General features: G+C 60.7%; 10 protein-coding genes. 5 read left to right on the top strand and 5 right to left on the bottom strand.

Annotated features, from left to right (window positions below; genetic code table 11):
- Positions 1–7: 7 nt before the first annotated feature.
- Together panB and panC are read right to left on the bottom strand one after the other, a co-directional pair.
- Complete coding sequence (gene panB / locus M3N55_RS02710; RefSeq protein WP_249056144.1) at positions 8–817, bottom strand: 3-methyl-2-oxobutanoate hydroxymethyltransferase; 810 nt, start codon at positions 815–817, stop codon at positions 8–10.
- Positions 814–1,659 (bottom strand): pantoate--beta-alanine ligase, encoded by an 846-nt coding sequence (panC, locus tag M3N55_RS02705; RefSeq protein WP_249056143.1) that lies wholly within the window; start codon positions 1,657–1,659, stop codon positions 814–816. Before panC ends, panB begins: the two co-directional genes overlap by 4 nt.
- Before the next feature lie 127 nt (positions 1,660–1,786).
- On the opposite strand from panC, the gene M3N55_RS02700 reads away from it, so the two are divergent.
- Both M3N55_RS02700 and M3N55_RS02695 read left to right on the top strand, forming a co-directional pair.
- Positions 1,787–2,248, top strand: coding sequence for an EF-hand domain-containing protein (locus M3N55_RS02700; protein WP_249056142.1), 462 nt, complete (start codon positions 1,787–1,789; stop codon positions 2,246–2,248).
- A gap of 130 nt (positions 2,249–2,378) precedes the next feature.
- Positions 2,379–4,865 carry a GcvT family protein gene (locus tag M3N55_RS02695; protein ID WP_249056140.1) on the top strand — a complete coding sequence of 829 codons (2,487 nt, stop codon included), beginning with the start codon at positions 2,379–2,381 and terminating at the stop codon, positions 4,863–4,865.
- 3 nt (positions 4,866–4,868) lie between these two features.
- Here M3N55_RS02695 and M3N55_RS02690 read toward each other — a convergent pair whose 3' ends face one another.
- The 3 genes from M3N55_RS02690 to M3N55_RS02680 form a co-directional block, all read right to left on the bottom strand.
- A complete protein-coding gene (locus M3N55_RS02690; protein ID WP_249056139.1) occupies positions 4,869–5,762 on the bottom strand; it encodes an NAD-dependent epimerase/dehydratase family protein in 894 nt (297 codons plus the stop codon).
- 70 nt (positions 5,763–5,832) lie between these two features.
- Positions 5,833–6,321 carry an isoprenylcysteine carboxyl methyltransferase family protein gene (locus M3N55_RS02685; protein ID WP_249056137.1) on the bottom strand — a complete coding sequence of 163 codons (489 nt, stop codon included), beginning with the start codon at positions 6,319–6,321 and terminating at the stop codon, positions 5,833–5,835.
- Positions 6,318–7,358: a type III polyketide synthase gene (locus M3N55_RS02680; protein ID WP_249056135.1), complete on the bottom strand. Its 1,041-nt coding sequence runs from the start codon at positions 7,356–7,358 to the stop codon at positions 6,318–6,320. The genes M3N55_RS02685 and M3N55_RS02680 overlap by 4 nt, the downstream gene beginning before the upstream one ends.
- A 196-nt stretch (positions 7,359–7,554) precedes the next feature.
- Between M3N55_RS02680 and M3N55_RS02675 the strand changes: the two genes are divergently transcribed.
- The 3 genes from M3N55_RS02675 to dnaK all read left to right on the top strand — a co-directional run bounded on the left by M3N55_RS02675 (position 7,555) and on the right by dnaK (position 13,005).
- Positions 7,555–8,850, top strand: coding sequence for an MFS transporter (locus tag M3N55_RS02675; RefSeq protein ID WP_249056133.1), 1,296 nt, complete (start codon positions 7,555–7,557; stop codon positions 8,848–8,850).
- Between the two features lie 66 nt (positions 8,851–8,916).
- Positions 8,917–10,923 carry a M3 family metallopeptidase gene (locus tag M3N55_RS02670; RefSeq protein ID WP_249056132.1) on the top strand — a complete coding sequence of 669 codons (2,007 nt, stop codon included), beginning with the start codon at positions 8,917–8,919 and terminating at the stop codon, positions 10,921–10,923.
- 168 nt (positions 10,924–11,091) lie between these two features.
- Entirely contained in the window at positions 11,092–13,005 is a 1,914-nt protein-coding gene (dnaK, locus tag M3N55_RS02665) for a molecular chaperone DnaK (RefSeq protein WP_249056129.1), read from the top strand.
- Positions 13,006–13,063: the final 58 nt, after the last annotated feature.

Here is a 13,063-nt window from a genome sequence, read left to right as displayed (position 1 = left end):
GCCGAACTCACTTGTAGACGTTGTCAGAGGTCGGGAAGCTGCGGTCCTTCACCTCTTCCGCATAGGCCGACACCGCGCGCTCTATCGCCGGGCCAAGGTCGCCGTAGATTTTCACGAATTTCGGCACGCGGGGGTTCAGGCCCAGCATGTCTTCCAGCACCAATATCTGCCCGTCGCAATTCTTGGATGCGCCAATACCGATGGTCGGGATGTCCACCGCAGCCGTGATGCGGTCGGCCAGTTCTTCGACCACGCCTTCGACCACAAGCGCAAAGGCACCGGCTTCGGCCACGGCAATCGCGTCGTCGATATGGGTTTGCCACGCGGCTTCATCCCGGCCCTGCACCTTGAAGCCGCCCATCGTGTTCACCGATTGCGGCGTAAGCCCGATATGCGCCATGACGGGAATCCCGCGTTCCGACAGAAAGCGGATCGTCTCGGCCATGCGCGCGCCGCCTTCCAGCTTGACCGCGCCGCAGGCGGTTTCCTTCATGATCTTGGCAGCATGACGAAACGCCATTTGCGGGCTTTCCTCATAGGTGCCAAAGGGCATGTCCACTACGATGAGCGCGGCTTGGGTGCCGCGCACCACGGCCTTGCCATGCATAATCATCAGGTCCAATGGCACGCCGATGGTGCTGTCCATGCCGTGCATGACCATCCCCAGACTGTCGCCCACCAGGATGAAGTCTGCGTATTTATCCACGATGGCTGCGGTATGCGCGTGGTAGCTGGTCAGCGACACGATCGGTTCACCCCCTTTGCGGGCGCGAATTTGGGGGGCGGTGATACGGCGGATTGGGGCTTGGGCGCTCATGTGCTCTCCTTGGGGGTAACGACGCGGTTGTCGATCAGGAAAACCTGACCGAACTTGACTGCAAGCAAGATGACGGCGGGCCGGGTCAGCGGCCCGGAAATTGTGTCGAGCGTGGCGGCATCGCGGATATCGACCGATTGCACCTGCGCGCGCGGTTCGGCTTCGATGGTTGCACGCACATGGCTGCGCAGGCGGGATGCGGTCACGCCGGTCGGGGCCATGGCGGCTGCTTCCTCCAGCGCTCGGGCCAGCACCGGGGCGCTCTCGCGGTCCTCTGGCGTCAGTCGCACGTTGCGTGAGGACATGGCCAGCCCGTCGGCTTCGCGCATGATCGGCCCTCCGATAATCGCGACATCCATATCCAGATCGCGCACCATGGTGCGGATGATAGCAAGCTGCTGGTAATCCTTTTCACCGAATACGGCAGCATCTGGGCGAATGATGTTGAACAGTTTCGCCACCACCGTTGCCACCCCGCGAAAATGGCCGGGGCGCAGCTTACCGATCAGTATTTTGGCCAGTTCTGTCGTTTCCACGATGGTCTGTGCCTTTGGGTCATAAACCTCGGCCACGTCTGGGACAAACACGGCATCCACCCCTTCGGCGCGCAGCATGTCCAGATCGCGGGCCTCATTTCGCGGGTAGGTGGAAAGGTCTTCGCTTGGGCCGAATTGCGTGGGGTTCACGAAAATAGACGCGGCAACCGTGCCACCCTCGGCCTTGGCGCGGCGGACAAGCGACATATGGCCCTCGTGCAGAAAGCCCATGGTCGGCACCAGCGTGACAAGCCCCGCCGATTTGCGCCATGCGCGGATCGCAGTTTTCGTACGGCAGATTTCCATTCATCCCCCCGGTGTTTGCCCCTGCCTTTTACGGTGCGCCACGCCCGCTGCCAAGCCGCGACACTTTGTCAAGACGGAACACATGAACAGATGCGTTTGTAAGCATGTAAAACATAAGGAAATACACATGAAACTTACCATTCTTGCCGCCGCATTGCTTCTGCCGCTTCCCGTTCTTGCCCAAGGCAATGGAACGCCGGGCGCGGGCTTTATCGCGGAATGGGACATATCGGGCACCGGGGCCGTTACGCCTGCGGATGTGTTGGAGCGCCGCGCCAGCCTGTTCGAGATGTTCGATCTGGATGGCAGCGGCATGCTGGACGCGGCAGAGTTGCAGAACATGGCGCAAACCATTGCCGACCGCGAGGCGGTGGAGGCAGAGCAGCGCAAGGGCCAAGGCAAGGGTGACGGGTATGGCGGCAATGGACCGGGTCAGATCATTCATGACGCGATGGCGGTAGCCTTTAACGATGCCGATGGCGACGGGCAGATTACCACTGCCGAATTCGACGATGCCAGCGCGCGCCTGTTTCCGATGATCGACCGTAATGGCGATGGGGTGATCGATAAGGCCGATTTCGGGCGGTAAATGCCCGGATACGGCGTGCCTGCTACAGGCGCGTCGTTTTTCCACCGCGTAGCGTCGCCACGGCATGGCCCGAACAAGCGCCGATTTGCGAAGGAAGGCGCAAGTTTCATCCTTGCCGGAGTGCGCGTCCATGCAAACCCATGTCAAAGCTCTTGTTGTCGGCGGTGGGGCCGTCGGGGCCTCTGTTGCTTATCACCTTGCAAAAGCGGGTTGGCAGACCACCCTTCTGGAGCGGGATGAGCTCACATCGGGTAGCACATGGCACGCCGCTGGCTTGTTGCCGCTGTTCAATATGAGCTATGCGACCAGCCATATTCACGATTACAGCGTGAAGTTCTATAAAACGCTGGAAGAGGAAACCGGGTTGAATGCCGGGTTTGCCGTGGTCGGCAACCTGCGCATGGCCCAGACCGATGCGCGCATGGACGAGTATATGCTTTATGCGTCCACCGCCGAGACGGTTGGTATTCCCTATGAATGGATGACCCCCGCGCAGATCAAGGAACGGTGGCCGCTGGTGCGCACCGAAGACCTGAAGGGCGCTATCTTTCACCCGACCGATGGCTATATCAACCCCGCCGACATGACGCAGGCGATGGCCAAGGGTGCCCGCCAGCGCGGCGTTGAAATCGTGCGCAAGGTTCAGGTTGACGGCTATCGCTGGACCGGGTCGGAATGGGTCGTGACGTGCACCAAGATGGTGGAGAGGGGCGGCAATCTTGTTGCGTCCGATGAGCAGTTCGAGATTACCGCAGAGCATGTCGTCACCTGCACCGGCAACCACGCGCAACGCACGGCCAAGATGCTGGGCATCAAAATGCCCGCGATCCCGGTGGAACATCAGTTCATCGTGACCGAACCCGACGCGGCACTTGTAGACTATCGTAAGTCGAACCCCGAACACCCGGTTCTGCGCGATGCCGATGCGAAATGGTATGTCCGCGAAGAGCGAGGCGGCTGGATTCTGGGGCCGTATGAACGTAACGCGCCCGCCTGTTTTGAACATGGCGTGCCCGATACATTCCGCGCCGACTTGTTCCCGCTGGATCTGGAGCGGATTGAAGAAGAATACATGTCCATGATCCACCGAATTCCGTCCTCGGAAACCGTTGGTCTGAAAGACGACTATAACGGCCCGATCTGCTACACGCCTGATGGCAACCCGCTGGTTGGCCCGGCGCCGGGCCTGCGCAACATGTGGCTGGCCGAAGGATTCAGCTTTGGCATTACGGCGGCTGGTGGAACCGGGCATTACCTTGCGCAGATGATGGTTCAGGGAGAAGCCGAGATCGACATGGCCTCGCTGGACCCCAAGCGCTTCGGGTCTTGGGTGACGACCGAATACGGCGCGCGCAAGAATGAAGAAGCCTATGAACACGTCTACATCCTGCACCATCCGGATGAAGAACGCCAAGCCTGCCGCCCCTTGCGCACAGCCCCCTGCTACGACCGGGTAAAAGCGCGCGGCGCGCAGTTTGGCTGCGTGAACGGCTGGGAGCGCCCGAATTACTACGCGCCCGAAGGGTTCGACGATCACGCCGCGCGCAGCTTCCGCCGGGGCGGCTGGTGGCAATACGCGGTCGAAGAGGCGAAGGCGATCCGCGAAGGCGTCGGCATGATCGACGCGACCGCCTTCACCAAGCACCTTGTGCGCGGACCGGGCGCGACGCAGTTTCTGGATTGGTTTACCTGCAACAAGCTGCCCAAGGTTGGCCGCATCAACCTGACCTATGCGCTGACCGCCAACGGCACCACGCGCACCGAATACACCATCGTCCGGCTGGCAGAGGATGAGTATTACCTGATTTCTGCCGGCGCTTGGACCGCCTATGACAGTGACTACCTGCTGAAAGCCGCGCAAGACAAGATGGCTGATTTCGGCTGGATCGACATTCATGATGTGACCACGCAATGGGGTGTGTTTGCAGTTGCTGGCCCGAAATCGCGCGATTTGCTGGGCAAGCTGGTGAAAGATGCGGACCCTGCCACCGTCTTGTCGAACAAGCGCTTCCCGTGGCTGTCATGGCGCAATATCGAGCTTGGCATGTGCCCGGTCCGCGCCGTGCGCGTGGCTTATACCGGCGAATTGGGCTGGGAGTTGCACCACCCGATCGAGATGCAGACCTACCTGTTCGACCAGTTGATGGCGGCGGGCGAAGATGTCGGGCTGAAGCTGGTTGGTGCGCGGGCGCAGAACTGGCTGCGGCAGGAAAAATCCTACCGCGCTTTCGGCAATGAATTGGGCCGCGATGCCACGCCGATGGAGGCTGATCTGCCGCGCTTTATCGACATGTCCAAGGATTTCCACGGCAAGGCCGCGATGGAGGCGACGGGCGTGCGGTCCAAATGCTGCACGCTGCTGATTGATGGCCCTGAAGATGCCGACCCATGGGGCCGCGAGGCACTTTATGACGGCGACACCAAGGTGGGCCGCCTGACCTCTGGCGGCTATTCGGTGGCCTTCGGCAAATCCATCGGTATGGGCTATGTCCGTCCCGACCTTGCGGTGGAAGGGACCAGGCTTAAGGTCCGTATGTTCAACGAATTGTGGGACGCGACCGTCACCTGTGACAGCCCCTATGACCCAACCAACGCAACCATCCGCAAGGATGGCTGAGCGCTAGCCGTCCAGCAGGCTGGGCCAATCATTGTGCTGGGGATCAAACCCCAGCAGCGCCTTGGCCTTGGCGTTGCTGTAGAAGCTGTCACGCGGCCCAAGCGCGTGACGGACCGGGACGCTTTTGTAAAAGGTCGCCAGCAGGTCGTCGGTGCTCATTGCGACCGAATGCGTGTCATTCGCCACATTGAACACTTCATAGCCCAGACCATCGACCGCTAGGCAACACGCAACCATATGCCCCAGATCGCGCGCGTCGATATAGGCGAAGATGTTGCGCCGACGGCTGGCCGGATTGGCGACATAGCCCGGAAAGTCGCGCGCATATTCGTGCGGTTCCACCACGTTGTTTATCCGCAACCCATAGACATCCGCGCCCGTGCGGCGCTGAAAAGACCGCGCCGTCGCCTCATTGACGACCTTTGACATGGCGTAGCTGTCTTCGGGAATGGTGGGGTGATCTTCGTCAATGGGCAGGTAGTCTGGCTTGCGCTCCCCATCCGCAAAGCAGATTCCATAGGTGGTTTCCGACGACGCGAAGATCACCTTGCGCACCCCGAATTTCAGCGCGGCATCCAGCACGTTATAGGTGCCTTGGGTGTTGACGCGGAAACACTCGTTATCGCTTTTCAGCAGAATGCGGGGCACGGCGGCGAAATGCACCACCGCATCGAAACGCGGCACGCCCGTGCCTGCGTCCAGCTCGTCAAAGCCCGCGTAGCTGGCCATGACGTCGAACATCTGCCCGGCATCGGCAATATCGGCAATGCGGTTGTCGACGCCCGGCATATCCAACGGGGTCAGGTCCACATTCAGCACCCTATGGCCTTGCGCCAGCAGATAGGCGATTGCATGGCGACCGGCCTTGCCAGAGCCGCCGGTGAACAGAATGCGCATGTTTCCCCCAAGTGGTGTTGGTCCGGCTATCAGTTAACCCGTTAAGATATCTGGCATCAAGCCCGCCTGCCTAACGCAAGGGCGCCAGCGCCCGATCCTCTGCCCGGATGCGGACCCATAGCATGGCCGCGTTCAACACCGTCCAGAGCGCGGCCACCCAGACCAGCCCCAAGACCATAGGGGCGACAATGATCTCTGCCACGACCAGCGCGTAATTGGGGTGGCGCATAAAACGGAAGGGGCCGCGCGCCACCAAGGGTTCGGGCAGCACGATGATGCGGGTAGTCCAGCGCGGCCCAAGTGTGAAAAGTATCCAGAGCCGGAACACCTGCAACACCGCGAATACCGCCAGCCACGGCCATGATACCGGATTGTTCCATCCAAACACCACCAATGCCACGATCCAAGCGCTGTGCATGGCGACCATTGCCGGGTAATGCGCCGCGCCATGTTCGGTCGCGCCTTGGGCAAGTAGCCGCGCGGTGTTGCGCTTGGCGATGACAAGTTCCGACAGGCGCTGCGCGATGATGAACGCAAGGAACCACAGGGCAGGGGTCATGGCACGCGCACCGGCAAGAAAGACGCGGTAAAGCCGGGACCAAGGGCCGCGAGCATCATCTGGCCGGTTGCGCCGCTGGCCAATACGCGCTCCAGCACGAACAGCACCGTGGGTGCCGACATGTTGCCATAGTCGCGCAGCGTGTCGCGTTCGGCATCAAGCGAGCCTTTGGGTAAGTCCAATGCCCCCTCGATGGCCGTGACCACCTTGGCCCCGCCAGGATGGCACACGAAGCGGTCGATTTGCGTGGCGGTCAGGCCAGCGGCGTCAAGCGCCTGAGTGGCGGCTTGGGCAAAATGCTCTGTCATGAAGCCGGGGATGGAACGGTCGAACACCACGCCAAGTCCGGTATCATCCACGTCCCATCCCATGATCTGCAACGTGTTGGGCCAGAGCACCTGCCGTCCCGTGCCAAGCTGCGGACCTTCGCCCTTGGTGGACAGCACCGCCGCTGCTGCCCCATCGCCAAACAGAACCGTGGCGATAATGTCGGCCTTTTGCATCCGGTCGGTGCGAAACGACAGCGAGCAGGTTTCCACCGCCACCATCAGCACGTTGGACCCCGGCGCGGCCAAGGCCAGTTGCTGTGCCAGCGCCAAGCCGCTGACCCCGCCCGCGCACCCAAGGCCAAAGACCGGCACGCGCTGAATGTCTGGGCGAAACCCCATGGCCGCATGGGCGCGTGCCTCGAGGCTGGGTGTGGCAATGCCGGTTGTCGAGACGGTGACAACTGTGTCGATCTGGCCCGCAGTCAGCCCGGCCTTGTCAAGCGCAGCCTGCGCCGCACGCGTGAACAGCGCGGTCGCCCCCTCCAGATAGGCGGCATTGCGGTCTGACCAGCGCTTGTCGTCGCTGAACCAGTCAATCGGGACCGCGCAATACCGCGTGCGAACACCGGCTGTCTGGAAGCTGGGGGCGATCCGTTCAAATTCCGGATAGCGCGGCCCAAGCAAGCTGCGGGCGGTTTCCTCTGCAAGGGTCTGGGGCAGGACGTGCGGAGGCGTTACGCAGCCCAAACCCAGTAAAGAGACCGTCATAATTTGTGCTCCTCTCCGGCCCAGATGACAATCTAGAGCGCCGGACTGTCGCTGCCATGCGCCGGTAACGCGTGTCTGTCTAGCAAAGTTTTGCCCGGCATGTCGGTTCCAAGCGTTTATGCGGCGGTGCAGCATAAACTGTTTGCGGCGTATTTACAGATACTGGCGGCCAGACGACGCGCGAAAGGTTCGTTCCATGTTTCAGGTGTTTTCCGGCGTCTGGGCGCTGTTGCTTGGCATTGTGCTTATCATGCTGGGCAATGGTATGCACTTTACCCTAATCGGCCTGCGTGGCGGGGTCGAGGGGTTCTCGGCGCTCGAATTGTCGATCGTCACTTCGGGATATTTCGTCGGCTTCCTGTCTGGCGCGCGCTACACGCCGGTGCTGATTCGGCGAGTGGGCCATGTGCGGGTTTTCGCGGCGCTGGGCAGTTTCATGTCGGCCGGGCTGATCGCTTTTCCATTGCTTGCAGAGCCGTGGTTCTGGACCATCCTGCGCATTGTGATCGGGTTTTGCATGTCGGGCATTTATGTTGCCGCTGAAAGCTGGCTGAACAATGCCGCGAGCAATGAAAACCGGGGCAAGGTGCTGTCGGCCTATATGATCGCCCAGACTTTGGGGATTATCGGGGCCCAGGGGCTTCTCAGCCTTGGGGATGCTGCCAGTTCGGTGCTGTTCATTGGCGCATCGATTCTTGTGTCGATTTCCTTCGGCCCGATCCTGCTATCCGCGACCCCGGTGCCTGCCGCAGAGGTGTCACGCCCGATGTCGTTGCGCGAATTGTTCACCTCGTCCCCGTTGGGCACGGTGGGCATTTTCCTGCTGGGCGCCGTTTATGCCACGCAATCGGGCATGGGCGCTGTGTTCGGGAGCGAACTTGGCTTGGGCGCAGGGCAGATCGCGTTTTTCGTGGCCATGCTGTTCGCGGGCGCGTTGGTGCTGCAATACCCCATCGGCTGGTTATCGGACAGGATAGACAGGCGCCAACTGATCTTTGGTGCATCGGTTTTGGGGGCGGGGTTCTGTGGCTTGGGCTTTATGACCGGTGGCAGTTTCTGGTTTCTCATGCTGTCGGCTTTCTTCGCCGGCGGGGTCACGACACCCCTTTATGCTTTGTTTCTGGCCTATACCAACGATACGCTGGCGCCAGAGGATATGGCGGCGGCCTCTGGCGGGTTGGTCTTTACCTTTGGTCTGGGCGCTATTTTCGGACCGATGGCCACCGGCGCGGCCATGCAGCAACTGGGGCCAATGGCGTTCTGGCTGGCCTTGGGGGTAACATTTGTCGCGATTGCGCTTTATGCGCTCTATCGCATGACGCAGCGCGCAGCGGTGCCTGCTTCCGAAACCGAAAGCTATATCGGGGTGCTGCCAACAGCATCGGCTGTCGCGGTTGAAGCAGCGGCCGCCTGGTCGGTGGAAAACGCAGAGGCCGAGGCAGAGGCAGCAAGTGCAGAGGTAGAGGCCGCGAAGGACGAGGCGCGCGCCTAGTTCTGCGTTGAACCCGTGTCGGATCGGCCCTAGCTTGCGTCTTGGCGCAACAGGAAAGGCCCGATCATGACCAACCCGCTTCTGGCCGACTGGCAGTCGGATTTCCAACTGCCCCCGTTTGCAGATATTACGGATGCCGATTTCGCGCCTGCGTTTGAGGCTGCGATGGCCGAGGGGCGTGCGGCCTATGCCGCGATTGCTGAAAACGCGGACGCGCCAAGCTATGCCAACACGGTCGAGGCGATGGAGCAGGCGGATGCCGTTCTGGACCGTGTGGCGGGGGTGTTCTTCAACCTCGCAGGGGCGGATAGCACACCGGCACGCGAAGCCTTGCAGCGCGAATTGTCGCCGAAGCTGTCGGCCTATTCGTCTCAGATCGTCAACAACCGTGCGCTGTTCGACCGGATCGAAACCCTATGGCAGGCGCGCGATACACTGGGGCTGGATGCAGAACAGGACCGCGTGCTTATGCTGTATCGGCGGATGTTCGTGCGCGCGGGTGCGGCGCTGGAAGGTGACGCGGCTGCCCGACTGACCGACGTAAAATCCCGGCTCGCCAGCCTTGGCACGCAATTCACGCAGAACCTGCTGGCCGATGAACGCGGCTGGTATATGCCGCTGGATGATCTGTCTGGCCTGCCCGATTTCGTGATTTCCAGCGCCAGTGCGGCGGCGGAAGAGCGCGGCATGGAGGGTCATGTCATTACGCTGTCGCGGTCGCTTATCGTGCCGTTCCTGCAACTTTCCAAGCGCCGCGACCTGCGTGAGCGCGCTTACACCGCCTGGACCGGGCGCGGGGCGAATGGTGGCGACACGGACAACCGCGCAATCGCTGCCGAGGTGCTGGCCCTGCGCGCAGAGCGCGCCAAGCTGCTGGGCTATGACAGTTTCGCCGATTACAAGTTGGAAACCGAAATGGCCGGCACCCCGGATGCGGTGCGCGACTTGCTGATGCAGGTCTGGAAGCCCGCACGCGCCAAGGCGATGGGCGACGCCACCAAGCTGGAAGCGATGTTGCAGGCGGATGGGGAAAGTGGCCCGTTGCAGCCATGGGATTGGCGTTACTACGCCGAAAAGCTGCGCCGCGCCGAGTATGACTTGGATGAGGCCGCGCTGAAGCCGTATCTGAGCTTGGACAACATGATCGCAGCGGCTTTTGACTGCGCGCAAAAGCTGTTCAGGCTGGAATTCCGCGCCTTGGATGTGCCGCTGTATCACGCCGATGCCCGCGCCTGGGAGGTTACGCGAGATGGCCGCCACATGGCCGTGTTCATTGGCGACTACTTTGCGCGCGGGTCCAAGCGGTCGGGGGCGTGGTGTTCGACTATGCGCAGCCAGCGCAAGCTGGGCGGAGAGGTGCGGCCCATCGTGGTCAATATCTGCAACTTCGCCAAAGGCGACCCGGCGCTGTTGTCCTATGATGACGCGCGCACGTTGTTTCACGAATTCGGCCACGCGTTGCATCAGATACTGTCGGACGTGACGCATGGGTTCATTTCCGGCACCTCAGTTGCGCGCGATTTCGTCGAACTGCCCAGCCAGCTTTATGAGCATTGGCTGGAGGTGCCCGAAGTGCTGGCCGAACATGCCCGCCATGTGGAAACGGGCGCGGCGATGCCACAGGAAATGCTGGACCGCCTGCTGGGCGCGCAGAATTTCGACCAAGGATTTTCGACGGTGGAATATGTCGCCTCTGCCTTGGTGGATCTGGAATTTCACGCTGGACCGCCACCGTCGGACCCAATGCAAAAACAGGCCGAGGTGCTCGACGCTTTGGGCATGCCCCAAGCCATTCGGATGCGCCACGCCACGCCCCATTTCGCGCATGTGTTTTCGGGCGATGGTTATTCCAGCGGCTATTACAGCTACATGTGGTCCGAGGTGATGGATGCCGACGCGTTTGACGCTTTCCGCGAGGCCGGGGATGCGTTCGACCCTGCAACAGCGGCCAAGCTGGAACGGTTTATCCTGTCTGCCGGTGGCAGCGCAGAGGCTGAAACGCTTTACACCGCCTTCCGAGGCCGTATGCCGGGGGTGGATGCACTGCTGCGGGGGCGCGGTTTGGCGGCCTGACGGCAAGATTTTTATGGGCTTGGGCAAATTTCACAAAGCTGTGACGGTTGCAGCCCCCAGACCCCCTACCTATATAGCGACCAAGCGCCCGAAAGGGCCGAACATTCGGGCAGGCAGGGGCCGTTGCGGACCTTCCTGCTCCATCGCTTGAAGAAGAGGATGAAATACATGGCCAAAGTCATCGGTATCGACCTTGGGACAACCAACTCTTGCGTTGCCATTATGGATGGCAGCCAGCCCCGCGTTATTGAAAACGCCGAAGGGGCACGCACCACGCCATCTATCGTGGGGTTCACGGAAGATGAGCGCCTTGTCGGCCAGCCCGCCAAGCGCCAGGCCGTGACCAACCCGACCAACACGGTATTCGCCGTCAAGCGCCTGATCGGGCGCCGCCTGACCGATGCAGAGGTCGAGAAGGACAAGAACCTTGTCCCCTATTCCATCGTGAATGGTGGCAATGGCGATGCGTGGGTCGAAGCCCGCGGCGAAAAATACAGCCCCAGCCAGGTGTCGGCTTTCATTCTGCAAAAGATGAAGGAAACCGCCGAAAGCTATCTGGGCGAAAAGGTGACGCAAGCCGTTATCACCGTGCCCGCCTATTTCAACGACGCCCAACGCCAAGCCACCAAGGATGCCGGCAAGATCGCTGGTCTGGAAGTGCTGCGCATTATCAACGAGCCGACGGCGGCTGCGCTGGCTTACGGTCTGGACAAGAAAGACAGCAAGACCATTGCGGTTTATGACCTTGGTGGCGGCACGTTCGACATAACCATTCTGGAAATCGACGATGGCCTGTTTGAAGTGAAATCAACCAACGGGGACACGTTCCTTGGAGGTGAAGACTTCGACATGCGAATCGTTAACTACCTTGCAGGTGAGTTCAAGAAAGAGAACGGTGTCGACCTGACCGCCGATAAGATGGCGCTGCAACGCCTGAAAGAAGCGGCCGAAAAGGCAAAGATCGAACTGTCCTCGTCGCAGCAGACCGAAATTAACCAGCCGTTCATCTCTATGGACAAGAACACTGGCCAGCCGCTGCACATGGTTATGAAACTGACCCGTGCCAAGCTGGAATCCTTGGTCGGCGACCTTATCAAGAACTCTCTGAAGCCCTGTGCCGCCGCGCTGAAAGATGCCGGGCTGTCCAAGGGCGACATTGACGAGGTGATCTTGGTCGGTGGTATGACCCGCATGCCCAAGGTAATCGAGGAAGTGACCGGCTTCTTTGGCAAGGAACCGCATAAGGGTGTAAACCCGGATGAGGTGGTTGCCATGGGGGCGGCCATTCAGGCAGGTGTTCTGCAAGGCGACGTGAAAGACGTGGTCCTGCTGGACGTGACACCGCTGAGCTTGGGCATTGAAACGCTTGGGGGCGTGTTCACCCGGTTGATTGACCGCAACACGACGATCCCGACGAAGAAATCGCAAGTCTTCTCGACCGCAGAAGACCATCAGAATGCAGTGACCATTCGGGTTTTCCAAGGTGAGCGGGAAATGGCCGCTGACAACAAGATGTTGGGCCAGTTCAACCTTGAAGAAATTCCACCAGCGCCGCGCGGTATGCCGCAGATCGAGGTGACCTTCGACATCGATGCGAACGGCATCGTGAACGTGTCCGCCAAGGACAAGGGCACAGGCCGCGAGCAGAAGATCACGATCCAAGCTTCCGGCGGTCTGTCGGATGCCGATATCGAACAAATGGTGCGGGATGCCGAGGCAAATGCCGAAGCCGACAAGGCGCGTCGCGAGTTGGTAGAGGCCAAGAACCAAGCGGAAAGCCTGATCCACTCGACCGAGAAATCGCTTGAGGAATACAAGGACAAGGTGGACCCGACCACGGTCGAAGCCATCGAGCTTGCGATTGTCGCGCTGAAAGACACGCTGGAAGGTGAGGATGCGGGCAAGATCAAGTCCGGTATCCAGAATGTCACCGAAGCGTCGATGAAGCTGGGCGAGGCGATCTACAAGGCGCAGGCCGAAAAGGCCGAGGGCGACTCTTCCGACGAAGACGGCCCGCGCGATGTTGATGAAGACATCGTTGATGCCGATTTCGAAGATCTTGAAGACGACAAGCGCAAGTAAGCCTGTCCGATAGCCAAACAGGACCGGTCTGACCAAGGTCAGGCCGGTCCCCGTGTTC

It is taken from the genome of Roseinatronobacter domitianus (assembly GCF_023336755.1).
In the GTDB taxonomy this organism is placed as follows: domain Bacteria; phylum Pseudomonadota; class Alphaproteobacteria; order Rhodobacterales; family Rhodobacteraceae; genus Roseinatronobacter; species Roseinatronobacter domitianus.
The sequence above is the reverse complement of the archived record's forward strand: the minus strand, read 5'-3'. Positions and strand labels throughout refer to the sequence as shown.

Excerpts from the sequence above, each read along its gene's own strand:
- panB (WP_249056144.1), bottom strand. The coding sequence starts at position 817 with ATGAGCGCCCAAGCCCCAATCCGCCGTATCACCGCCCCCCAAATTCGC.
- panC (WP_249056143.1), bottom strand. The coding sequence starts at position 1,659 with ATGGAAATCTGCCGTACGAAAACTGCGATCCGCGCATGGCGCAAATCG.
- M3N55_RS02700 (WP_249056142.1), top strand. The coding sequence starts at position 1,787 with ATGAAACTTACCATTCTTGCCGCCGCATTGCTTCTGCCGCTTCCCGTT.
- M3N55_RS02695 (WP_249056140.1), top strand. The coding sequence starts at position 2,379 with ATGCAAACCCATGTCAAAGCTCTTGTTGTCGGCGGTGGGGCCGTCGGG.
- M3N55_RS02690 (WP_249056139.1), bottom strand. The coding sequence starts at position 5,762 with ATGCGCATTCTGTTCACCGGCGGCTCTGGCAAGGCCGGTCGCCATGCA.
- M3N55_RS02685 (WP_249056137.1), bottom strand. The coding sequence starts at position 6,321 with ATGACCCCTGCCCTGTGGTTCCTTGCGTTCATCATCGCGCAGCGCCTG.
- M3N55_RS02680 (WP_249056135.1), bottom strand. The coding sequence starts at position 7,358 with ATGACGGTCTCTTTACTGGGTTTGGGCTGCGTAACGCCTCCGCACGTC.
- M3N55_RS02675 (WP_249056133.1), top strand. The coding sequence starts at position 7,555 with ATGTTTCAGGTGTTTTCCGGCGTCTGGGCGCTGTTGCTTGGCATTGTG.
- M3N55_RS02670 (WP_249056132.1), top strand. The coding sequence starts at position 8,917 with ATGACCAACCCGCTTCTGGCCGACTGGCAGTCGGATTTCCAACTGCCC.
- dnaK (WP_249056129.1), top strand. The coding sequence starts at position 11,092 with ATGGCCAAAGTCATCGGTATCGACCTTGGGACAACCAACTCTTGCGTT.